At 60.4% G+C, this 22,620-nt stretch carries 21 protein-coding genes and 1 pseudogene; 13 read left to right on the top strand and 9 right to left on the bottom strand.

Annotation, left to right across the window (positions count from 1 at the left end; translation table 11 throughout):
• Positions 1-48 precede the first annotated feature (48 nt).
• On the bottom strand, positions 49-390 hold the full coding sequence (locus tag XnspCFBP7698_RS06560) for a hypothetical protein (RefSeq protein ID WP_104579934.1): 342 nt from the start codon (positions 388-390) through the stop codon (positions 49-51).
• Between the two features lie 895 nt (positions 391-1,285).
• Between XnspCFBP7698_RS06560 and XnspCFBP7698_RS06555 the strand changes: the two genes are divergently transcribed.
• The 3 genes from XnspCFBP7698_RS06555 to XnspCFBP7698_RS06545 all read left to right on the top strand — a co-directional run bounded on the left by XnspCFBP7698_RS06555 (position 1,286) and on the right by XnspCFBP7698_RS06545 (position 3,059).
• Entirely contained in the window at positions 1,286-1,807 is a 522-nt protein-coding gene (locus XnspCFBP7698_RS06555) for an STN domain-containing protein (protein WP_146093187.1), read from the top strand.
• Between the two features lie 378 nt (positions 1,808-2,185).
• Complete coding sequence (locus tag XnspCFBP7698_RS06550) at positions 2,186-2,578, top strand: hypothetical protein (protein ID WP_104579963.1); 393 nt, start codon at positions 2,186-2,188, stop codon at positions 2,576-2,578.
• Between the two features lie 88 nt (positions 2,579-2,666).
• Entirely contained in the window at positions 2,667-3,059 is a 393-nt protein-coding gene (locus XnspCFBP7698_RS06545; protein WP_047693010.1) for an H-NS family nucleoid-associated regulatory protein, read from the top strand.
• 359 nt (positions 3,060-3,418) lie between these two features.
• Here the strand turns inward: XnspCFBP7698_RS06545 and glgX are convergent, their stop codons facing one another.
• Positions 3,419-5,551: a glycogen debranching protein GlgX gene (gene glgX / locus XnspCFBP7698_RS06540; protein WP_104579932.1), complete on the bottom strand. Its 2,133-nt coding sequence runs from the start codon at positions 5,549-5,551 to the stop codon at positions 3,419-3,421.
• 478 nt (positions 5,552-6,029) lie between these two features.
• Here glgX and rimK point away from each other — a divergent pair, with 478 nt between their 5' ends.
• The 3 genes from rimK to XnspCFBP7698_RS06525 all read left to right on the top strand — a co-directional run bounded on the left by rimK (position 6,030) and on the right by XnspCFBP7698_RS06525 (position 9,615).
• Positions 6,030-6,935, top strand: coding sequence for a 30S ribosomal protein S6--L-glutamate ligase (gene rimK, locus XnspCFBP7698_RS06535; RefSeq protein ID WP_166752024.1), 906 nt, complete (start codon positions 6,030-6,032; stop codon positions 6,933-6,935).
• Between the two features lie 678 nt (positions 6,936-7,613).
• On the top strand, positions 7,614-8,291 hold the full coding sequence (locus XnspCFBP7698_RS06530) for a response regulator transcription factor (protein WP_003490678.1): 678 nt from the start codon (positions 7,614-7,616) through the stop codon (positions 8,289-8,291).
• On the top strand, positions 8,284-9,615 hold the full coding sequence (locus tag XnspCFBP7698_RS06525) for a HAMP domain-containing sensor histidine kinase (RefSeq protein ID WP_166744818.1): 1,332 nt from the start codon (positions 8,284-8,286) through the stop codon (positions 9,613-9,615). The genes XnspCFBP7698_RS06530 and XnspCFBP7698_RS06525 overlap by 8 nt, the downstream gene beginning before the upstream one ends.
• A gap of 101 nt (positions 9,616-9,716) precedes the next feature.
• Here XnspCFBP7698_RS06525 and XnspCFBP7698_RS21320 read toward each other — a convergent pair.
• The 6 genes and pseudogenes from XnspCFBP7698_RS21320 to XnspCFBP7698_RS06500 all read right to left on the bottom strand — a co-directional run.
• Positions 9,717-9,919: pseudogene (locus tag XnspCFBP7698_RS21320) on the bottom strand (SymE family type I addiction module toxin); the annotation flags it as partial.
• Positions 9,920-9,972: 53 nt separating this feature from the next.
• A complete protein-coding gene (gene coaE / locus XnspCFBP7698_RS06515; protein ID WP_104579930.1) occupies positions 9,973-10,596 on the bottom strand; it encodes a dephospho-CoA kinase in 624 nt (207 codons plus the stop codon).
• Between the two features lie 13 nt (positions 10,597-10,609).
• Positions 10,610-11,473, bottom strand: a complete 864-nt coding sequence (locus XnspCFBP7698_RS06510) for an A24 family peptidase (protein WP_039519369.1) — start codon at positions 11,471-11,473, stop codon at positions 10,610-10,612.
• Between the two features lie 6 nt (positions 11,474-11,479).
• On the bottom strand, positions 11,480-12,682 hold the full coding sequence (locus tag XnspCFBP7698_RS06505; RefSeq protein ID WP_104579929.1) for a type II secretion system F family protein: 1,203 nt from the start codon (positions 12,680-12,682) through the stop codon (positions 11,480-11,482).
• Between the two features lie 170 nt (positions 12,683-12,852).
• Positions 12,853-14,835, bottom strand: coding sequence for a hypothetical protein (locus XnspCFBP7698_RS21315; RefSeq protein WP_146093185.1), 1,983 nt, complete (start codon positions 14,833-14,835; stop codon positions 12,853-12,855).
• A gap of 78 nt (positions 14,836-14,913) precedes the next feature.
• Entirely contained in the window at positions 14,914-15,330 is a 417-nt protein-coding gene (locus XnspCFBP7698_RS06500; RefSeq protein WP_199680057.1) for a pilin, read from the bottom strand.
• A gap of 345 nt (positions 15,331-15,675) precedes the next feature.
• On the opposite strand from XnspCFBP7698_RS06500, the gene XnspCFBP7698_RS06495 reads away from it, so the two are divergent.
• From XnspCFBP7698_RS06495 to XnspCFBP7698_RS06465, 7 genes are all read left to right on the top strand, one after another.
• The gene (locus XnspCFBP7698_RS06495) at positions 15,676-16,056 is read left to right on the top strand and encodes an SMR family transporter (protein WP_104579928.1); all 381 of its coding nucleotides are present in this window, start codon (positions 15,676-15,678) and stop codon (positions 16,054-16,056) included.
• Between the two features lie 4 nt (positions 16,057-16,060).
• Positions 16,061-16,855: a glycosyltransferase family A protein gene (locus XnspCFBP7698_RS06490; protein ID WP_104579927.1), complete on the top strand. Its 795-nt coding sequence runs from the start codon at positions 16,061-16,063 to the stop codon at positions 16,853-16,855.
• Entirely contained in the window at positions 16,852-17,898 is a 1,047-nt protein-coding gene (locus tag XnspCFBP7698_RS06485; RefSeq protein WP_104579926.1) for a glycosyltransferase, read from the top strand. The genes XnspCFBP7698_RS06490 and XnspCFBP7698_RS06485 overlap by 4 nt, the downstream gene beginning before the upstream one ends.
• The gene (locus XnspCFBP7698_RS06480; protein WP_158255439.1) at positions 17,891-18,490 is read left to right on the top strand and encodes a methionine biosynthesis protein MetW; all 600 of its coding nucleotides are present in this window, start codon (positions 17,891-17,893) and stop codon (positions 18,488-18,490) included. Before XnspCFBP7698_RS06485 ends, XnspCFBP7698_RS06480 begins: the two co-directional genes overlap by 8 nt.
• A gap of 157 nt (positions 18,491-18,647) precedes the next feature.
• The gene (pilB, locus tag XnspCFBP7698_RS06475) at positions 18,648-20,384 is read left to right on the top strand and encodes a type IV-A pilus assembly ATPase PilB (RefSeq protein ID WP_104579924.1); all 1,737 of its coding nucleotides are present in this window, start codon (positions 18,648-18,650) and stop codon (positions 20,382-20,384) included.
• Between the two features lie 64 nt (positions 20,385-20,448).
• Positions 20,449-20,568 (top strand): pilus assembly protein, encoded by a 120-nt coding sequence (locus XnspCFBP7698_RS06470; RefSeq protein WP_104579923.1) that lies wholly within the window; start codon positions 20,449-20,451, stop codon positions 20,566-20,568.
• Between the two features lie 64 nt (positions 20,569-20,632).
• Positions 20,633-20,752 carry a pilus assembly protein gene (locus XnspCFBP7698_RS06465; protein WP_104579922.1) on the top strand — a complete coding sequence of 40 codons (120 nt, stop codon included), beginning with the start codon at positions 20,633-20,635 and terminating at the stop codon, positions 20,750-20,752.
• Positions 20,753-21,176: 424 nt separating this feature from the next.
• Here the strand turns inward: XnspCFBP7698_RS06465 and XnspCFBP7698_RS06460 are convergent, their stop codons facing one another.
• Positions 21,177-22,571 carry a sigma-54 dependent transcriptional regulator gene (locus XnspCFBP7698_RS06460; protein ID WP_199680055.1) on the bottom strand — a complete coding sequence of 465 codons (1,395 nt, stop codon included), beginning with the start codon at positions 22,569-22,571 and terminating at the stop codon, positions 21,177-21,179.
• Between the last annotated feature and the right edge of the window lie 49 nt (positions 22,572-22,620).

Genomic DNA, 22,620 nt, shown 5'->3' with positions numbered 1-22,620 from the left:
AACCCATGGTGTTGTCAAGATTACATCACCCTCGGCCCTATGGAGGATTCAGTGAAGGGTCGGGCGCTTCTTGCTGCGGACTGGATCCAGCTGCGCGTCTTTCTTCTTCCGGCCCGCTCGCCATTCCTCCACTGAAGGAAGCTCCCGAACGATGACGGCCTCCCGGGTGCGCACCGGGTGGGAAGGCTGGGGAGGAGCATGGTCCAACGATTGAGTAGCGTTGCCTCCGCCTGGCGGCTTCTTCTGGCTGTAGACGATCAGCTCGCCAGCAGACGCCCAGGCATTACAGACATTGCGTTGTCGCACGAGCGGTTCGTCTGAAAGGGTCTGGCTCATCAGACCGGCGAGCAAGTGGCCGGCGATCTCAAGTTGTTGGGGGTTGGTGGTCATGAAAACTCCTGCGTGTGGGGAAGCCCTCATCCAATCAACAATTCCCGACTGCGCAAGAGCTCGCTTGTGGGTCTATTTCACAAATTTGAATACGAGGAAAGATTTCATTTTTAGTATGCCCAATTTTGATAGGTGGAGTGCCGTCGCTCTCCTGGTCAGCCGGGAAATAGTGGGCTCTGCGTCGCTGGAGGATAGGCGCCTACCAGACTGGGGGGACCGGACGGCTAGCCTCCCTCCGGGGCTTATCCGGTCCCCAAGAAGTCCAGGGCGCGCAGGCTCAGAGACTTGAAGAGCTGCGGCTCGCTTGGCTATGATCGGGTATCACGCGGGGTATCACAAAAGGTATCATTTTTGGATCACCCCACTCCGGGATAAGCTAGGAAAATCAATTGGTTGGCGTGGGAGGATTCTGTTCCCATCGCCCGCTCCACTGCCGCAATGGCGTGTGGTTGGTCATCGACATTCCCTTGAAGATCTTTGGTTGCCACCGACGTAGGCGTGCGCTGCACGCTGTATGGTCGAGCTGTGGCTGACGTCACCGAGACTCTTGCAAGGAGTCATCGGAAGGTGTCGGCGCCGTTGTCCGACGTACTCGCGGGCCAGGCTGCCATTGCCGCCTGGTGTATCGCGTAAGTACGGGAGCACAGGATTTCGTCCGGCATGGATCGGGGCATCTGGCGAGTGGCTTGAGCCAGTGTGCGTCCGGAAGCTGAGTGGTCGGGCCTCCCGGCCTGAGCAGCGCGTCGGCGCAGGCCAACCAGGTCATCGGCGATCTCCGCACCCTGGCGGTGGGGCGCGGTTGATTCCGGTTCCGTTCGGAGTCGAGCGTCTAGCGTTGGCCTCGCACGGATGTCCGTGTGTTTCGGGTGCTGTCATGTCTGCTGTTCGCCGTCGCTTGTCCTCGATCGTCATTGCAGTGGGTGCTGTTATGTGTGCCGGGCCGGTCATGGCTGCCTGTCAGCCTGGGCCGTTCACGCTTGCGCTGTCGGCCCAGCGGCTGGACGAACGATTGCAGGATCTGGCCCACCAGACGGGATGCGCGGTGGAGGTGGATCCCTCGCTGCTGCAGGACAAGCGCGTACAGGCCTTGAGTGGAACCTTCACCGCCGATCAGGCATTCATCCAATCGGTTCGCGGGAGCGGTCTGGAGGCGGACTATGCCAGCGATCACTGGCGCGTCAATCGCGCGCAACAGCTGTATTTTGCCGAGCGTGTCGAGACCTTGCAGAGCGCGATTACAGATGCGCGCAAGAGCAACGCGATTACCGGGCGTCAGGCAAAAACCATGAACGCGCAACTATCGAAGATGGCGGTGGAGGTTCCCAAGCTTGTCCGTCAGCAGGGTTTTCTGAGCGCAGCCGAGCGCGCCTCCTACGAGCGCACCTTGAAGGAGATCGAAAAGGTCCTGCAGGGCTGAGGTCGGGCGCAGCGAAGATGTGCGCCGCGGTCACGTAGGGGGCAGATTGGCGGCACCTTTGGTCCTTCGAGGTTCGGGTGCCCGTGGCCCGTCCATGCGCACTGGGTGGCGATGACGCTGGCAGAGCTGTGTGCAGATCGTGCTGGTGCGTTTTCCCTTGCGAGGGGTTCGCTGCGTTGTGGCCCGGCGTTGTGCCATCCGGGCATGATGCGTGCATCACACATCTCGTCGAACGAGTTGCAATGACGACGATTGCAGGCGGTTTTCCCGGTAAAAATGGCACTGCAGCTTCGTCATTTCCTTCCTTGCAGTCAGGAAGCTCCTGATTGAGCAAGCGCGAGCTGGCAGCCATAGTGTCCCCATCATTTGGCGGTCACCATGACAACGACTCATTCACAGCTGGTTGGTGCGCTGCTCAAGGGCATGCGTCGCGCCGAATCCGCGCAGGCGGCCTCGATCGCCCACCGCCCGGGCCTGCCGGCGAAGGCCAGCATCCCGGGCACGCCTGACACTGCCGGCAAGGTGCTCGAAATGTTCAAGCTCGACCCCGAACAGATTCGCCACATGGGACTGATCGGAGTGGAAGAATTGGGCGAAACGGTCTGCCATGCGTGGTCGATCAACGCCGGTCAGCTGGACCGGGTGGTGCAATGGTTCACCGCCCCCCGGGTGGAGTTTGTCGGCAAGCATTGCAGCGAGCTGATTCGCGCCGGACGCATCGGGCCGGTGCTGACCATGGCCCGCGAACACGCCTTGCTGCGGCATGGCTGAGCGCAAGTCGGCCCGGAAAGGACCGGGCGCTTTACGCTGGACGGCATAGCGGCAATACTCGTTGACCCGCCCAACCTCAGTTTTGTCAATGCGCCAGGTTCCGCCCGCTTCATCCTCAGCTGCCGCCAAAGCCCAATTGCTGGAAGAGTTGCGCAAGCTTGAGCAGGAAGAAGCTCAGCTCAAGTATGCCCAGACCCTGGAAGCCTTCGACCAGGTGGTCGAGGTGCTGACCCAGTTCGGCAGCCGGTTCAATGCAAAGCAGAAATCCCAGATCGCCTCGCTGGCCATGACCGGCAAGTCCAAGGGGCCGCTGACCTCCACCGGTGAAGTAGCTGCCAAATACTGGCTTCCGCACTCGGGCGAGACCTGGTCCGGGCGTGGCCGCACCCCACGGGCGTTCAAGGCGTGGGAAGGCACCAGTTCCTACAAGGAATGGAAGTCCAAGCATCCGGACAAGCGTTTTCCGCTGTACCCGGGTTGAGTCTTCAGTCAACCGGATAGCGGATTCGTCGAACACGTCTAACTTGCTGTGGCCTTCACCGTTGCGTATGCAGGTCCGGTGGATCTCGTTACGCAATACGCCTGGGTGCCCCATCGGCGCTGGGGAAGTGGCTTGGCGATTGCATCAGAGCGCATGGATTGGGGCGCACATCATTTGCGCATCGATGGTGCGCGGCTGCGCAATGCTGCTTTGGCCAGGTTCGAAAGCCGGATGACCAACGTTGGATCGTGCGTGAGCAGGTAGCCGACCAACTTCAAAGCCCTGTGCCCGATCCTTGCGCATAAAAAAGCTCGCTGCCCACCTCCCGGCAGACAGCGAGCCGCATCAGCAAGCGCGCTTTACTGGTCGCTCTTGCACTCGAACACCGACACGCTGCGCGGCGGCGCCAGGAATTCGCTGGCGCCTGCCGGCATCATGTCCACCTCAAGCGCTTCATCGGTCGACAGCACCAGCTTCCAGTGCACCGGCTCGTCGGTGGAGGGTAGGGTGAAGGTCACGCCCTCGTGGTAGGCATTGATCACGATCAACAAGGTGTCGTCGTTGGCCAACTCCTTGACGCCGGAGGTCTGCGCCTTGCCTTCCAGGAGCAAACCGACCGAACGCGCGCCTGCGTCAGTCCAGTGCGCATCCTCCATCTCGGTGCCGCCAGGATTGAGCCAGGTGAGATCGCGCAGGCCGGCTTCTTCGTTGTACTGCCCGTTGAGGAAACGGCCGCGCGACAGGATCGGGTAGCGTTTGCGCAGCCGGGTCAGTGCCTTTACGAAGTCGGTAAGACGGCCGTCGGTCGGGTCGTTTTCCCAGTCCAGCCAGGTGATTTCATTGTCCTGGCAATACGTGTTGTTGTTGCCGCCTTGCGACTGCGCACGCTCGTCGCCGGCCAGCATCATCGGCGTGCCCTGCGACAACAGCAGCGTGGCCAGCAGATTCTTCATCTGCCGCTCGCGGATCTGCAGGATGTCGGCGTTGTCGGTCTCGCCTTCTTCGCCGTAGTTGCACGAGCCATCGTTGGACGAGCCGTCGCGATTGTCTTCGCCGTTGTCGATGTTGTGCTTCTCGTTGTAGCTGACCAGGTCGCGCAAGGTGAAGCCGTCATGCGCGGTGATGAAGTTCACCGACGCCCACGGGCGGCGACCCCGGCGGTCGAACAGGTCGGCCGAGCCGGTAAAGCGGGTGGCAAACTCGGCCAGCTTGCCGTCTTCGCCTTTCCAGAATTCGCGTGCGTTGTCGCGGAACTTGTCGTTCCACTCCGACCAGCCCGGCGGGAAGTGGCCTACCTGGTACCCGCCCGGGCCACAGTCCCACGGCTCGGCAATCAGCTTGACCTCCGACAGCAGCGGGTCCTGGTTGCAGGCATCCAGGAAGCCGCCGCGTTGGTCGAAGCCGCTTGGCTCGCGGCCAAGAATGGTGGCCAGGTCGAAACGGAAGCCGTCCACGTGCATCTCACCGGCCCAGTAGCGCAGCGAATCGTTGACGAACTGGATCACCCGCGAATTGCTCAGATTCAGCGTATTGCCGGTGCCGGTGTCGTTGATGTAGTAGCGCTTGTCTTCGGCAAGGCGGTAATAGCTGGCGTTGTCGATGCCCTTGAACGAAAGCGTCGGGCCCAACTCGCTGCCTTCCGCGGTGTGGTTGTAGACCACGTCCAGGATCACTTCCAGGCCTTGCTTGTGCATGGCCTTGACCATGTCGCGGAATTCATCGCGATGGCCGCTGGAGAGGTAGCGCGACTTCAGTGCGAAGAAGCCGATGGTGTTGTAGCCCCAGTAGTTACGCAGGCCCTTGTCCAGCAGATGCTGGTCGTCCAGGTAGGCGTGCACCGGCAGCAGTTCGACCGCGGTGATGCCCAGGTCCTTGATGTACTGCAGCACCTGCGGCTGCGCCAGGCCGGCGAACGTGCCACGTACCGCTTCGGGCACCTGCGGGTTGCGCATGGTGTAGCCGCGCACGTGGGTTTCGTAGATGACCGTCTCGTTCCACGGCTTGAGCAGGCGTGCATCGTCGCCCCAATCGTAGGTGTCTTCGACCACCACGCACTTGGGCATGAAAGGCGCGCTGTCACGCTCATCGAAGCTCAGGTCGCCGTCCGGGTGGCCGACGGTGTAGCCATAGAGCTCGTCGGCCCAGATCAGGTCACCTTCCAGCTCACGCGCATACGGGTCGAGCAGCAGCTTGTTGTGGTTGAAGCGATGGCCTTCGGTCGGCTCGTATGGGCCATGCACGCGATAGCCGTATCGCTGGCCGGGTTTGGCATCGGGCAGGTAGCCATGCCAGATTTCGTTGGTGTATTCGGGAAGGTCGACGCGGGTTTCGTTGCCTTGTTCGTCGAACAGGCACAGCTCCACACGTGTGGCATGCGCGGAGAAAAGCGCAAAGTTGGTGCCCTTGCCATCGAAGACGGCACCGCGGGGGAACGGGCGCCCCTGACGGATGCGGGAGGGGTTGGCATAAGCCGCGCTTGCTGGACGTCGCATGGAGAGTCTCGGGTGCGCCGGCATGCCGGCATTGAGGAGGCTCAAGCATTGCGGTTTCAACTGTGCAAAACGCGTTACGGCAATACGGGCGCGGCGTGAGGGCGGGCGTTGAGCCCGTGCGTCGTCAAAAGAAATTGTTGCGCCGTGGAGCGGTGGCGCTTGCTTGTGCGTTACCAATGGCAGCCGCAAGCGAGCAGTGACGCACGACGCGCTGCGACCGGCAATGCGCTAGCTTAGGGCCGTCGACCGAGTCGAAGGGCGCGTGCTGCTTGAGCGCTGCGCGCGCGCCCTGCTAGCATCGATCCGGTTGAGGCTGCGCAGCGTTTGCGTTGCTGCAACATCGCTGAAACGCTTGCGCGTTTCCATCCTCGGGGCCGTCGCATACCGGGTCACGCGGCGCGAGCAGGGCATAGGCGTCCTGCGCGCGCCCGACCGGCAGATGCGTGGACTTGGGTCACCTCGTCATCAGACTCCGACCATGTCCAGGCCGCGCCGTGTCCCTGCTGCGATGAAAATCGCCATTCTTTCGCGCAACAGCAAGTTGTACTCGACCCGGCGGCTCATCGAAGCCGCACGCAAGCGTGGCCACACCGTGCGCATCCTCGACCCGCTGCGCTGCTACATGCGCATCGCTGCCGACGGTTTCAGCCTGCACTACAAGGGCAAGCCGATCACCGGGTTCGATGCGGTGATCCCACGCATCGGTGCTTCGGTGACGCGCTACGCCACCGCGGTGCTGCGCCAACTTGAATTCATGGGCACCTACACGCCCAATCCCTCCGACGCCATCCTGCGTTCGCGCGACAAGTTGCGTGCACACCAGCTGCTGGCCGCGCAGGGCATCGACATGCCGGTCACTGTGTTCGGCGACAACCCCGACGATACCCAGGACCTGTTGTCCATGCTCGGCCCGCCGCCGCATGTGGTGAAGTTGAACGAAGGCGCCCAGGGTGCCGGGGTGATCCTTACCGAAAAGGCCAGCGCATCGCGCGGCGTGGTCGAGGCACTGCGTGGGCTCTATGCCAACTTCATCGTGCAGGAGTTCATCGGCGAAGCCGACGGTGCGGACCTGCGCTGCTTCGTGGTCGGCGACCGGGTCGTTGCGGCCATGCGCCGGCAGGCGGCCGAGGGCGACTTCCGCTCCAACCTGCACCTGGGCGGGACGGCCGCAGTGGCGCAGGCCACCGAGCAGGAGCAGGAGGTCGCGGTACGCTCGGCGCGCGCGCTGGGCCTGGCGGTGGCCGGGGTCGACCTCATTCGCTCCAGACGCGGTCCGCTGGTGCTCGAGGTCAATTCCACCCCCGGGCTGGAGGGGGTGGAAGGGGTCTGTGGCGTCGATGTGGCGGCGGCCATCATCCAGCACCTGGAGCAGTCGGCCCATTGATCTGCGCCATAGCGGCCTTACCGAAAATTTAACTAAAATCTAATCCTTCGCTCGCTAGCCTCTGCCAACCGTAGCTCCGCTCTCGGCAGTGACGGTGATCGGGATGAACTTTTGGCCCAAGTGCGGTGTCGCACTTGGGCCTTTTTGTGGATGGCTTGCTGCTCCGGAGGTTCGCGTCTACATTCCCCAATTGTTAAATCCGGTCAGACGCAGGGAAGGGTCGTATGGCGAGGCAATTGAACGTGTTACTGCCGTGCGCGCGATCAGCGCGCATCACGTCGGTGTTGCCGACCGCGCAGGCACGCTGCCGGCTGCGGGTAAGGCACAGGCATAGCGACAGGGGGCGAGCAAGTAATGGCTCCGATGTCAGTCAGGAACAGCGCGCTAAGGTAGCGGGGTGCCCGGTCGGAGTTGGAGCGGTATTGGTGGCGCAGCCGGAGCGACAGGAGCTGCAGCCAAACCAGCCAATAGCCACCTGCAACCCTCCGAAGCTCGTCACCCGAATTTTGTCCAGGGCAAGCGAAGATGACCGGCAGAACGCTGGCGCGAGCGAGCACCTGGTGTGCAGATGAGTACGAAGCAGTGCATGACGCTCGCCTGGCGTGCAGTCTGACCACTGTGAATGACACGATATTTCTCGGCGCCAGCGCTAAAAACAGTTTAACGAATGAGGTTCCAGTGCGAATTCTAGTGATTGAAGACAACAGCGATATCGCCGCCAACCTGGGCGATTATCTCGAAGACCGTGGGCACACCGTGGACTTCGCCGCCGATGGCGTGACCGGCCTGCACCTGGCCGTGGTGCACGAGTTCGACGCCATCGTGCTGGATCTCAACCTGCCCGGCATGGACGGCATCGAAGTCTGCCGCAAGCTGCGCAACGAAGCACGCAAGCAGACCCCGGTGCTGATGCTCACCGCGCGCGACTCGCTGGACAACAAGCTGGCCGGCTTCGACTCCGGTGCGGACGACTACCTGATCAAGCCGTTCGCGCTGCAGGAAGTGGAAGTGCGCCTCAACGCACTGTCGCGTCGCGGCAAGGGCGTGCACACCCGCGTGCTGGAAACCGGCGACCTGGAATACAACCTGGACACGCTGGAAGTGCGCCGCCGCGGCAAGCTTCTGCAGCTCAACCCGACCGCGCTGAAGATCCTGCAGGCGCTGATGGAAGCTTCGCCGGCCGTGGTCACCCGCCAGGAGCTGGAAACCCGCGTCTGGGGTGAAGAGCTGCCGGATTCGGATTCGTTGCGCGTGCATATCCATGGCCTGCGTGCGGTGGTCGACAAGCCCTTCGACGTGCCGATGATCCAGACCCGTCACGGCATCGGCTACCGCATCGCGTCGCCTGATGCCTGAACGTACAAGCGCGCGCCCGGCGCGCAGGCGTGGCCGCTACCGGCGGCGCCTGCGTAGCCGCATCATCCTGTCGTTCGTGTTGTTGGGCTTCTGCCTGACCACACTGTTCGCCTTCGCCACCAACTGGGCACGCGCGCGCGTGGAAAATCAGTTGGTCGAAGACGTGATGAACCGCAACATCGACGCATTCGCGCAGCGGTTCTATTCCGACCCGCTGCACAATCCGGATCTGCCGGTGCAGCAGATGCGTGGGCGCGTGGTCAAGAGCGACAAGTTCGAAGCGCTGCGCCTCGAGCAGCCGGAGTGGTACCAGTTTCCCGATGGCATCCACACCATTTCCGGCGTGGACGAAAACGGCAATGCGTACTCGTACAAACTGGCGGTGCGCAAGACGCCCAGCGAGTGGTTCTTCCTTGCCTATGACATGACCCAGACGCTCAAGGGCGAAATCCAGCTCAAGCGCACCTTGATGCTCTCGGTGCTGGTGTTCAGCGGGTTTTCGCTATTGATCGGCTGGTGGTCGGCGTCCAAGGTGATGCGCCCGGTGTCGGACCTGGCCGCACGCCTGCGCGCCTACCGCGGCGGCACGAGCGAGCCCAAGCCGCTGGCCGCGCATTTCCCCGATGACGAAGTGGGCCAGCTCGCCGAAGCGCTGGACGATTACTCCGCGCGCCTCACCGAGGTGGTGCAACGCGATCGCGAGTTCAATGCCGACGTCAGCCATGAACTGCGTACCCCGCTGGCAGTGATCCGCGGCGCCACAGAACTGCTGCTCACCAAGCCCAATCTCGACGAAAAGGTGCTGCAGCGGCTGCAGCGCATCCAGCGCGCCGAACAGCAATGTAGTGACCTGATCGGCTCGCTCCTGTTGCTCTCGCGCAACGAACGCGGGCAGGGCAGCAGCAACGTGGCCAAGGTAGCCGAACAATTGATCGACGCGCACCGCGCCCAGCTCGGCGGCAAACCACTGGAGTTGCTGCTGGAAGGCGAACGCGACCTGGTCATCGACGCCCCCGAATCTGCCCTGTCGGTGGCGCTGGGCAACCTGATCGGCAACGCGGTCAAATACACCCAGGACGGCCAGGTGCGCGTGCGCGTATTGGCCGATGCTGTCGAGGTGATCGACTCCGGCCCCGGCCTGAGCGAAGAAGACGCCGCCAAGCTGTTCCAGCGCGGCTACCGCGGCACCCACGCCGGTCATTCGCAAGGCGGCGGCATCGGCCTGTCGATCGTCAGCCGCCTGTGCGACCTGTACGGCTGGCGCGTCAGCGTGCGCCCAGGCCAAGAGCGCGGCGTCATCGCCACACTGGCCTTCCATCGCTGACCAACCACCCGCACTCCCGTAGGAGCGCACCCGGGCGCGACAGCCTTGCCCATAGCGCCCCAAGGCAACGGCTTCAGCCAACAACCGCACCAAAACACAGCTCAGCGCTCGACCACCGTCACCACCAGTTCGCCCTCGCGCGCCGTGATCTGCAGCTTGCAGCCAACCGAAAACCCCAACTGCTCCGGCCACAGCCCGCGCAGGCGCACGCTGGGAACCCGCTGGCTGTGCGACCGGCCGCGCTCTACTTCGTAGACACTCTACCTGCCGTGCACCGCGTGGGCGTGCACGCTGTGCGAGGCGGCAATGACTGCAGATTCACCGCAGCGGAATTTCGAATACAGAGTTTTCAGGCGCTCAGAGCTGGCTTCGACGTGCTTGAAGCGCGTTTCTGTAAACCGCATCCAATCGTTGAGCGCTTTGCGCTAACAGTTCCGCATTGCCCTCGTTGCTGACGATGTCGTCGGCGATGGCCAACCGCTGTTCGCGAGAGGCTTGGGCAGCAATCATCTGATCAGCCAGTGCCGATGTACCGCCATCGCGCTGCATCAGGCGAGCGTGTTGAAGTTCCACCGGCACGTCGACGACAAGAATGCGGTCCAGCCAGGAATAAGTTGCTCGGCCACCCGCTTCGGTCAGCAAGGGGATTGCGACGATGGCGTAAGGGCCCACAGCTTCCTGTGCGGCGCGTTGCAGCTCAGCGCGGATGGCAGGATGAGTGATCGCCTCTAGTGCTCTGCGTTGGGCTGCATCGCCGAAGACGATTTTGCGTAAGGTCTGCCGGTCCAGCGTGCCATCCGGCAACAAGATGCCTCGACCAAAACGGGCCGTGATTGCATCAAGGATGAGGCCCGGCGCGACAACCTGCCGTGCAACAGTATCGGCGTCGACAACCGGCACGCCCAGCTTCTCGAACTCGGAGGCCAGGGCGCTCTTGCCGGAGGCAATGCCGCCAGTGAGGCCGACGATGAAGTCGCTCATCGTCGTGCCCTGGTCAACGCAGGCCTGCGAAGTGCAGGTAGCCGTCCACTAGATCGTTGCCCCAGAAGAACACCACCCAGCCGGCGATGGCGAGGTACGGGCCGAACGGGATCGGGGTGGCGCGGTCGCGGCCCTTGGCCACCAGCCAGGCCGAGCCCAGGATGGCGCCGACCAGCGAGGAGATCAGGATGATCGGCAAGATGCCTTTCAACCCGCACCACGCACCAAGCGCAGCCAGCAGCTTGAAGTCGCCGTGGCCCATGCCTTCCTTGCCGGTGAGCTGCTTGAACAACCACCACACGGTCCATAGCGACACATAGCCTACCGCCGCGCCCAGCAGGGCGGGTTTGGCCGGCATATAGAGGTTGTCCATCGAGCCGACCAGGCCCAGCCACATCAGTGGCAGGGTCAACTGGTCCGGCAGCAACTTGTGGCGCAGGTCGATTCCCGACATCGCCACCAGGAAGCAGCTCAACACGATCGCGCCGAAGCCCTGCCAGCCGAAGCCGAATCGCCAAACGCTGGCCACGCACAGGATCGAGGTCAGCAACTCCACCAGCGGGTACTGTAGGGAGATCGGCTTGCCGCTGTAACGTGACTTGCCGCGCAGCATCAGCCAGCTGAAGAGTGGGATGTTCTCCCACCACTTGAGCTTGTCACCGGTAACGGGATCGTGCGAGGGCTCCACCACGATCCCCGGCGGCGGCGGCTCGTAGATGTCCGGCAGTTCCAGGATCTCGCGCGCATCGCGCCGCCACTGCCACTCCATACGCTTGGGCAAGCGCAGGATCACCACGTTCAGGAAGCTGCCGATCAGCAGTCCCAGTCCGGCCGCGGCAGGAAAGCCGAGACCGGGATGCTGGTCGAGAAATGCCATTACGTCTTATCCAACCACTGCGCCGAGTTTGAAGATCGGAAGATACATGCCTATCACCATGCCGCCGACAACGACACCGATGAAGATCATGATCATCGGCTCTAGCAGGCTGCTCAATGCATCCACGGCGTTGTTCACGTCCTGCTCGAAGTAATCGGCCACTTTGAAAAGCATGGTATCCAATGCGCCGGCCTCTTCGCCGATTGCGGTCATCTGAATCACCATATGCGGAAACAGATTGACCTGCTTCATCGACAAGTTGACCGGGTAGCCAACCGATACGTCTTCGCGCATGCGCAGCACCGCCTCTTCGTAGACTTTGTTGCCGGTGGCGCCGGCCACAATGCCCAGCGCCTCCACTAGCGGGACACCAGCCTTGAATGTCACCGCCGTGGTGCGCGCGAACCGGGCAATGGCACTGTCGTGCATGATCTTCCCTATGACTGGCACCTTCAAGATCAGCCTGTCGAACAGATGCTGCATTTTCGGCGAGCGCTTATAGCCCATGACTAGCCCAACCACCGAACCGATCGCGACCAGCAGCATTGGTAGCCACCAAGAGACCATGAAGCGTGAACAATTTACGATCATCTGAGTAAAGGCAGGTAGCTCCGCGCCGAAGCTGGAGAACACGGTTTCGAACTGCGGAACCACCCAGATGAGCAGGATGGAACTAACAATGAGCGCAACGGCCATCACCATTGCTGGATAGAACAGCGCTTTTTTGATCTTGCCTTTCAGCGCCTCGATATTTTCCTTGTATGTAGCAACCGTTTCCAGCACGGTGTCGAGAACGCCCGCACTCTCGCCGGCTCTGACCAAGTTACGGTACAATTCATCGAATTGCACAGGATGCTTGCTGATTGCTTCATTAAGTGATAAGCCTCCCTCGATGTCGGTACGTATTCCACCCACCATTTTTTTCATGCGCGGATTCTTGGCGCCTTCGCCGATGATTTCGAGCGCGCCCACAATCGGCACGCCTGATTTCATCATGGTCGCCATCTGCCGACTGAAGAATGCGATGTCCTTCGGCTTGATTGGCTTGCCAGCTGCGCCAAACAGCGGCTTGGGCTTGGTCTTGACCGCTGTCGGCGTAATGCCGCGCCGCCGGAGCTCGGCGCGCAACATGTTGGCATTTCGGGCAAGCTCGTCGCCCTTCATCTTGACGCCGCGCTTGTCTGTCCCCTCCCAAACAAAAGTCGCCATTTGGCTAGTACGGTTACTCGCTGAAGGCGCTTTTTTTTTCGTAGTGATCGCGGCCAATGTCTGTCTCCCCACCGGCACCCCATGCCGGCATAGTCCTGCCACTATAGCTGCTCGTGGAACAAATGGCTCGTTCTACTGTACACATGGGGCGCTCTTTGGAGTTGGACAAGCTACTTCTGCGAAGCGCTCTCAGTCTCGCCCAAGCCAGTCATCCCATGCATAGCTGAGTACTGATTAATTTCTTTCAACATTGCTCTAAGTGCGGCGCCGCGTGCAGCGCCCGAAAGCTGACTTGGGCGCTCATAACCGGCACGCTGCATCAATTCCCAAAACGCCCTCTTCGCTTCAGTCAGGTCGCCCTCCTGCAGTAGCAGTTTCACGTAGAATAACGCGATTGAGGGATCCTTGCTGTAGGGCCACGCTAAGCGTGTTTGACGCAACGCGAGACGCCATTCATCAGCTTGGTAGTATGCCAGCGCAGCGTTATAGCGAAGGGTGACTTTTGGTTGCGAGGCTTCGCTTGCGTCTATTGCCTGGTCTGCAATTCTTACAATTGTATCGGCCAAAAGGCGCGGTGTTATGCGTCCACAGCCATTACGTTGGCGAATCTCCAATAAATTGCCCACAGCATATGGCATAACAGGATCAAGGGTCCTGGGGTGTCGATTTGCAGCCGATAGCAATAGAGTAGGATCACTATCCTGATGGATGGAACAGTTAAGGACAGTAAGCTCCATTTTGCCGACGCTAGAAATACTTCGGTTTGGGTTCTCGGCTAAACGCTGAAATACCTCGTAAGTATCTTTCACAAGCCCGGCCTGCATAGCTGCGAAGCCAAACGCCACACTTGCTCTAGTAGAGTCGGGATGCTTATCAATTGCTGACGCACTGATGCCGAGCGAAGTCCGCCACACCAGTGCCCGTGAAAACGTTTGTGCAGAGATGACTGCTATGAAGCCCACAGATATCAGCCATCCTATAGCCCTCACGCGCACTCCGTATCTATTAAGTGCCTGTAGTGCTGCCACGATGAGACTGACAATCATTAACCATAGCCCGAACTGCGGTAGATAGTTGCGGTGTTCATAGTAGAGTTCGATAGGAACAATGCTCGCCTCCACCGAGTGCGCAACTAGAAACCAAAACCACCCGACGAATATTCCTGGGATTTTTTTGCGAGCAGATATCGCGGCCAAGCTAGTGGCGATTAGCCCAAATAAACCCCATAGTGTTGTTATGGGATCGATTAAACTGTGAGAGATCTTGAAGTCGTCATTGTAAATGCCCATGGCGGGGGAGTAAGGGATGAGTAACATCCTGCAGTATTCCCAAAGCGCTCTTGGCTGGCTGAGCAGGCGTTCGGTTGGCGTCATGCCCCACTCAAGCATTGCAGAGTGAAGGCTTTGCCATTTCCATACTAAAAGGCCGATTATGATCAAAAGTGGCAGCAGTAGCAGAGATGCGTACAGTAATCTGAGTGTTGTCCCCCACTGTTTGGGATGTTGATACCAACCTAGTTCTATTACTAGGCAAAGGCCAATAAGTACGATCGCACTTTGCTTCCCTTGGACACCAAGAAAGGTAAGAAATGGGATTCCTAAGAGAAGTATCCATGCTGCGTTTTTTTCGGAAATTCTTCCTGCCAACATGCGGTTGCGGATGCTGATGTAAAGCCAAACGCCGAGGAGAGGGAAGATTGTTGCGATCTGACTCATGCGCTGTACTATGTACAGTACAGTGCTGACATTCAGTGGATGAAGTAGCCAAATTGCACAAATTAGAACGGAAAATAAATTAAAATTTTTACATAGAATTTTGTCTAGAGCTAGCATGCGTTTCAACGTCGCATAGGCGATGCAGCTGCAGATTAAATGTAGTAGCAGATTGCCAAGCTTTAAAGAAAAACTTGTGTCACCGCCAAATGCGACATTTGCAGCGAGAGTCAGCATCGCTAAAGAGCGGTGGAATAGCCAATTATCGTTGCCGGCGACCACCGCCCAAAGGTCGATCTGGCCTTTTTGCCAGGATTGAATCAGTGCGAGATGCCGGCCGTCATCCATTAAGAACGGGCCATTTAATCCGGGCCAATAAACTGCAATTGAGAGAATTATTGCAGTAATAAACCAAGCCAATGGGGGGATTTGGATTCGCATAATGACCGTGGTTATAAACTAAATATCTCAAAAAGAAAACCCCGGTTTCCCGGGGTTCTCTTGAATTAAAAATTAATATTATTGCTTGGTCCCTTGGCAAGAGCCAGGGCGATACTTGGTGTCAACCGTGCCGCCACATGTCCAGTCAATCTGGAAGTTGACCGAGTTCGGGGTGCCGCGCAGTACGATATTGCCCGTAGCGCCCGAGACATTGCTCACTGCAGTAATGACGCAACCAGAATTACTGACGCCGCCTACGTAAGCAGTTGTCTGACTTTCAATAATGTTGCCCGAGGGGCAGGCGCCATTGTTCGCAGCCGAAAACTCCGAGAGGGCAGTGCGTCCTGCAGAGGCGGCCAGAACGACTTCCGAGACCTTGGCCTTCTTGGTGTAGTCGGAATAGGCCGGCAGCGCGATGGCGGCCAGGATGGCGATGATAGCGATCACGATCATCAGTTCGATCAGGGTGAAGCCCTGCTGCATATTCTTCTTCATTGATTCGGCCTTGGCTTGGATTGGATTGGGACAGGATGAGAGCACTTCGGTGACCGTTGCCCTGAGCGTCAGGGATCGGGCCGTGGCTGTGCGTGACCACCACGTGTTGATCAAAGCAAAGGGCGTGCCAACTCCAGCAGCTTGCCGTTTAACAAGCGCTCAGGCGGACTCTTCCGGAACTGCAGCTCTGCGCGGCGACCAAAAGGGTCAGAGGGTGACCAAATTTGTCACTCTTTCTGGCCCCTTTGCGCAAGTGGTGCGGTCGGTTCGCAGCACTTATGCTGTTCGCGACGACACGCAGGCATTCGATGCGCGGTCAGGCCCCATCCCGAACGCGGCAATGTGATGATACGTGAAATACCTCTAATTTTTTTCGTGACGTGTTCGACTATCGGAAGCCAGTTGCTGGTAAAGCATGGGTTGACCCAAATCGCTGCGCGGACGCCAGCGCCTAGGGGACGCGACTGGTTATTGGCCGCGGTGCTGTCGCCCAGCGTGATCACTGCGGTGGCGGTGCAGGGCATCGGGTTTCTGGTCTGGATGCTGGTGGTTCGCCACGTCAAGCTGGGTGTTGCGTTTGCGATTTCCGGCGCCTTCTTCTATCTCCTGCTGGCCCTGCTCAGTTGGTTGCTCTACGGGGAGCGATTGACGCCGTGGCAATGGGTTGGGTTGGTGTTGATCTCCACCGGGGTTGCGCTTGTCTCGCTCACCGCGCAGGCAGGCTGAGGGGATGCCCGCCACTGTCGACCACGCGTTCGTAGTGCCCGCATACGGCGATTCGCCTTATCTGGACGCGTGTCTGCGCTCTCTGGCAGCGCAGTCGTCGCCATCGCCCATTTGGATCAGCACGTCCACTCCCAGCCCGCAAATTGCGGGACTAGCGGCGCGCTACGGCGCCAGGTTGGTGGTGCATACCGATGCGCCGCGGGGCATCGGTCACGACTGGAATCTGGCGCTGGGTACGGCGTCTGCGCGCTGGGTCACGTTGGCGCATCAGGACGATGTCTATCTGCCCGACTTCGCAAGCGAGACCAAGGCGGCCATCGCACAGGAGCCTGGTGCCGTATTGGTCATGACCGGTTACGGCGAACTGGCGGGCGAGCAGCGGCGCATAATGACGCCGATGTTGACGGTCAAGTGGATCTTGCAGGAGATGGGTTTTCTGGGGACATCCGTGATTCGCTCAAGGGCTTCGAAGCGGCGCCTGTTGATGTTCGGGTGCGCGGTGCCATGCCCGTCGGTGACCGTTCGCAAGGACGCCGGCTGGGGCGTTTTTCGGGAAGATCTTAGGTTGAACTTGGATTGGGACGCGTGGACGCGCGCAGCCGATCAGCAAGGGTCGTTCGTGCGTGTGCGCAAGGTATCCATGCTGCATCGTGTGCATTCCGCAAGTACCACCAGCGACGGGGTGTTGTCGGGCATGCGAGCCACGGAGGATCTGATGATGTTCCAACGTTTTTGGCCGCCTGCGGTTGCCGCGTTGTTGGCGCGCGTCTATCGTCTCTCCTACAGCGCCGGGGGATGACGATGCAGGCTGCAGTGCAGTACGCCACCAATGCGTGGCCCGGGACCGACGAAGCCAGGTTCGAGGTGCGCTTGGCGGTTGTCATTCCCTGCTACCGGGTCAGGACCAAGGTGCTCGATGTGCTGGCTTCCATTCCCGCGCAGGTCGAACGCATCTACGCGGTCGACGATCATTGCCCCGAAGCCAGTGGCACCTGGGTAGAGGAGCGCTGCGCGGATCCGCGGGTGGTGGTGTGTCGCAATCCCTCCAACCTGGGCGTCGGGGGTGCCACGATCGCTGGCTATCTGGCCGCGGTTGCCGATGGCATGGAGATCATCGTAAAGATGGATGGCGATGGTCAGATGGATCCGGATGCGTTGCCGGAGCTGATCGGGCCGATCGTTCGAGGCGAAGCCGATTACACCAAGGGCAACCGCTTCTACGACCTGGCGCAGATCGGCCGGATGCCCAAGATGCGGATTATCGGCAATGCCGCATTGTCGTTTCTGACCAAGCTGTCTTCTGGCTACTGGGACATCTTCGATCCGACCAATGGCTACACGGCCGTGCATGCGAGCGTAGTGGCACGTATGCCGCTGGACAAGATCAGCCGCCGATATTTTTTTGAAAGCGACATGCTGTTTCGTCTGAATACCATCCGGGCAGTGGTGGTCGATGTGCCGATGGACGCACGGTATGGCGACGAAGTCAGCAACCTGAGTGTGCGCAAGATCGTCCTGGATTTCGCCATCCGACATCTACGCAATTTTGGAAAGCGGATCTTCTACAACTATTTCCTGCGCGACCTGTCCCTTGCATCGTTGGAGCTGGTTGCAGGCGTGTTGTTCCTGTTCTCCGGTGCGACGACCGGCGTGTTCTTCTGGCTGCAATCGGCGCAGACCGGGTATTTCAGTTCTGCTGGTAGCGTGATGCTTGCAGCGCTGCAGGTGATCGTGGGGATCCAGCTTATTCTGGGTTTCCTCGCCTACGATATCGCTGCCGTGCCTGCTCGGACTCTGCACCTGTTGGTCAATAGAAAGGCGGGTGAGGGTCGACGTGGCTGACTTCGATGAGCGCTACACTAGCTATCAGACCGATCGCGCACCGCTGAGGAAGCTGATACGCAAGTTCTATCTGCGCAGTGCGAAATCGTTGTTGCGCGGCCCGACGTTGGATTTCGGCTGCGGCGTGGGAGAGTTACTTGGACGGTTGCCCGAGGGATCCAGAGGGCTTGAGTACAACGCTGCCACTGTTACTTACTGTCGTAGCCTGGGGCTCGCGGTAGATCACTACGACGGATTCGCCGACGACTGGCAGTTGAGCGTGATCCCTGATTCGATTCGGTTCGAATCGATGGTGGTCAGTCATGTCCTCGAGCATCTTGAGGCGCCGGCAGCGATTTTCAGCAAATTGGCTCTAGCCGCTCGTCGCTTGGGCGTACAACGACTGCTTGTGATCGTGCCGGGTAAGGCGGGTTTTCGCAGCGATCCTACACATCTTACCTTCATTGACGCCGAGTTCCTTTCACGCTCAGAGCTGCTGGCCGAGACAGGTTTCAGATTGGAAAGAACACGCTATTTTCCATTCGATCAACGCTGGCTGGGCGATTGGTTCACGCATCACGAAATGCAGGCACTCTATCTAAGTGGCCTCTGAGGCGCGACCACCTCGCTCCAGAGTTGATCCAAGATGCTAGTCACGGAGTCACGGAGTCACGGAGTGCCGGAATGCAAGCGGCCAGGCTGGTCAGGCAGGCATGTGCCGCTGCTAGTGCCGCGATACTATAACTACTAAGAAATCAGGACAGGGATCTATGAATAGCGTCGTCACGGCTAACTTGGTTGGCATTACCGGAATTGCCCGGCGTCTTGTGCAGGACGGTGCTCTGGATGAAGGCGCGGCGCGTGCTGCGATGGATCAGGCCGCTACTGCCAAGGTTCCATTGCCTCAATGGTTCTCGGAGAAGAAGCTGGTAACCGCTTCGCAACTTGCCGCGGCCAACTCGGTGGAGTTCGGGATGCCGCTGCTTGACGTGTCGTCGTTTGACCCAAATCAGAATGCAATCAAATTGGTTAGCGAAGAATTGCTGCAAAAGTTTCAAGTACTGCCGCTGTTCAAACGCGGCAATCGCCTATTCGTAGGGGTGAGCAATCCGACTCAGACAAGGGCCTTAGACGACATCAAGTTCCACACCAACCTGGTGGTTGAGCCGATCCTTGTCGATGAGGATCAGATTCGGCGAACCTTGGAACAATGGCAAGCAAGTAATGCGTCACTCAGCTCATCGATGGGCGACGACGACGAGGGCATGGAAAATTTAGACGTCTCCACCGGAGACGAGGACATGGGCGCCGGCGGGGATTCCGGGGTTGATGCCAAGGGCGACGACACGCCGGTGGTGAAGTTCGTCAACAAGGTGCTGGTGGATGCGATCCGGCGGGGAGCCTCCGACATCCATTTCGAGCCGTATGAAGACGACTACCGGGTGCGGTTGCGCATCGACGGGCTGCTGAAGAATGTGGCCAAGGCGCCGGTGAAGTTGAACCAGCGCATCGCGGCCCGTTTGAAGGTGATGTCGCAGCTGGATATCGCCGAGAAGCGGGTGCCGCAGGACGGGCGCATCAAGCTCAATCTGTCCAAGACCAAGCAGATCGACTTCCGTGTGAGTACCTTGCCGACCTTGTTTGGTGAGAAGGTAGTGCTGCGTATCCTGGATGCCAGTGCGGCCAAGTTGGGTATCGAGAAGCTGGGCTACGAGGCGGATCAGCAAAAGCTGTTCCTGGAAGCGATCCACAAGCCTTATGGCATGGTGCTGGTGACCGGGCCGACTGGTTCGGGCAAGACGGTGTCGCTGTATACGGCGCTGGGCATCCTCAATGATGAGACCCGTAATATTTCCACGGCTGAGGATCCGGTCGAAATCCGCCTGCCTGGCGTCAATCAGGTGCAGCAGAACGTCAAACGCGGGATGACGTTTGCTGCGGCGCTGCGCTCGTTCCTGCGTCAGGATCCGGACATCATCATGGTCGGCGAAATCCGCGACCTGGAGACCGCCGAAATTGCGATCAAGGCGGCGCAGACCGGTCACATGGTGCTGTCGACGCTGCATACCAACGATGCGCCGCAGACCATCGCGCGCCTGATGAATATGGGCATCGCGCCTTACAACATTACCTCGTCGGTGACCTTGGTCATCGCACAGCGCCTGGCGCGGCGGTTGTGCAACCACTGCAAGCGCAAGTCGTCGCTGCCTGAAAATGCATTGCTGGCCGAGGGTTTTACGCCGGAGCAGATCGCTGCGGGGATCGAACTGTATGAGGCGGTGGGCTGCGACGAGTGCACTGAAGGGTACAAGGGGCGTACCGGCATCTACCAGGTGATGCCGATGACCGATGAGATCGGTGCGATCGTGCTGGAAGGTGGCAATGCGATGCAGATCGCCGAGGCTGCGCAGAAGATCGGTATCCGCGATCTGCGGCAGTCGGCGTTGATGAAGGCTGCGCACGGTGTGACCAGCCTGGCTGAGATCAATCGGGTGACCAAGGACTGAGCGCCCTCATCCGCCCTTCGGGCACCTTCTCCCGCAGGCGGGAGAAGGGAGCGGGCGACATGCGATGCAGAGTGTTGAGGCGTCGCAGAAGATCGGTATCTGCGATCTGCGGCAGTCGGCGTTGATGAAGGCTGCGCACGGGGTGACCAGCCTTGCTGAGATCAATCGGGTGACCAAGGACTGAGGGCCCTCATCCGCCCTTCGGGCACCTTCTCCCGCAGGCGGGAGAAGGGAGCGGGCGGCATGCGATGCAGAGTGTCGAGGCGTCGCAGAAGATCGGTATCCGCGATCTGCGGCAGTCGGCGTTGATGAAGGCTGCGCACGGGGTGACCAGCTTGGCTGAGATCAATCGAGTGACCAAGGACTGATGGCCCTCATCCGCCCTTCGGGCACCTTCTCCCGCAGGCGGGAGAAGGAGGCGGTGGTAAATGCGATGCAATCGCTGAGGCCTTGCAGAAGATCGGTATCCGCGATCCGCGGCATGCGGTTTTGATGAAGGTTGCGCACGGGTGACTCGCCTGGCCAAGATCGATCGCGTAATCAAGGACTAAAGGCCGGGGATTGGAATCGAGAAGGGATTGGGGATTCGGGAATGGGGAACGGGAACTAGAATGGGAAAAGCCTGGGATCTGTACGTCCTGGGCCTTTTTGGCTGGATAAGCGTCAACCATTGCAGCGGGCTACAGGCAAGGTGATGCATGCATGAGCCGATCCATGGCGGCGTCTCCCGCGGGAACCACTGCGGCCTGCGCCTGCGCTGTTACGATTCCCGATTCCCGATTCCCAGCTTTCCTACTCCATCCCCAACTTCTTCAATTTGTAACGCAACGCTCGAAACGTGATACCCAGCTGCGCGGCGGTCTTGGTCTTGTTCCAGCGGTTTTCTTCCAGCGCTTTCTGGATCGCGGCGCGCTCAAGTTGCTCGATGTAGGAGGGCAGTGCGGCGGACGCCGGGTCGATGTCGTGGACGGCTTCGCGCGGTTCGGCCGCGGCGCTGCCGGGGGCGGCGGCGAGGCGGTGGCCGCCGTGGGCGGGCAGGCGCAGGTCGCTGGCGCTGATCTGGTCGTCCTCGGCCAGGGCCAGGGCGCGTTCGAGGATGTTTTCCAGCTCGCGCACGTTGCCGGGGAAGCCGTACTGGTCCAGCGCGTCGAGCGCCGAGGGCGTCAGCAGCGGGATCGGGCGGCCATGGCTATGCGCCAGCCGGGCGATGATGGCAGCGGCCAGTTGCGGCAGGTCGCCACCGCGTTCGCGCAGCGGCGGGACGCGCAGTTCGATCACGTTGATGCGGTAGTACAGGTCGTGACGGAAGCGGCCGTCGGAGACCAGGTCGCCCAGGTCCTTGTGGGTGGCCGACAGGATGCGGACGTCCACCAGGGTTTCGCCCGAGGCGCCGACCGGGCGCACCGACTTTTCCTGGATCGCGCGCAACAGCTTGACCTGCATCTGCAGCGGCAGCTCGGCCACTTCGTCCAGGAACAGCGTGCCGCCGTGTGCGGCCTGGAACAGGCCCGGCTTGTCGGCATGTGCGCCGGTGAAGCTGCCTTTCTTGTGGCCGAAGAACTCGCTTTCCATCAATTCTGCAGGAATGGCGCCGCAATTGACCGGCACGAAGGGGCCGGCCGCGCGCGCGCCCTGCTCGTGGATGGTGCGCGCCACCAGCTCCTTGCCCACGCCCGATTCGCCGACGATATAGACCGGTGCCTGGCTGCGCGCCACCTTGCCGATGGTGGCGCGCAGGCTTTCCATCGCAGTCGAATCGCCCAATAAGCGGCTGGCCTGTTCCGGTGGCGGCGGTGGCGGGGCGGGGCGGTCGCGGTTGTTCAATTCCAGCGCGTGCTTGACCAGGCCGCGCAATACGCCGATGTCCACCGGCTTGCTCACGAAGTCGAAGGCGCCGGCCTTCAGCGCTTCCACAGCCAGGTCCATGCTGCCGAAGGCGGTAATCATCGCCACCGGGGTCTGCGGGTGGTGCCTGGCGATTTCGGTGACCAGTTCGATGCCGTTGCCGTCGGGCAACCGCATGTCGGTCAGGCACAGGTCGTACGGGTTGTTGGCCAGCAACTCGCGCGCTTCGGCCAGGTTGGCGGCGGTGCTGATGCGCAGGCCCATGCGGCCCAGGGTGAGAACAAGCAACTCGCGGATATCTCGCTCGTCATCGACAACCAGAGCGCTTTTGGGTTCGTTCATCCTGCGCACGATAGCCCAGCGCGATGACAATCGACAATTGCCGCGCCCT

This window comes from Xanthomonas sp. CFBP 7698, assembly GCF_003600855.1.
In the GTDB taxonomy this organism is placed as follows: domain Bacteria; phylum Pseudomonadota; class Gammaproteobacteria; order Xanthomonadales; family Xanthomonadaceae; genus Xanthomonas; species Xanthomonas cannabis.
Note: the sequence above shows the minus strand (reverse complement) of the source record. Positions and strands in the feature narration are given on the sequence as shown.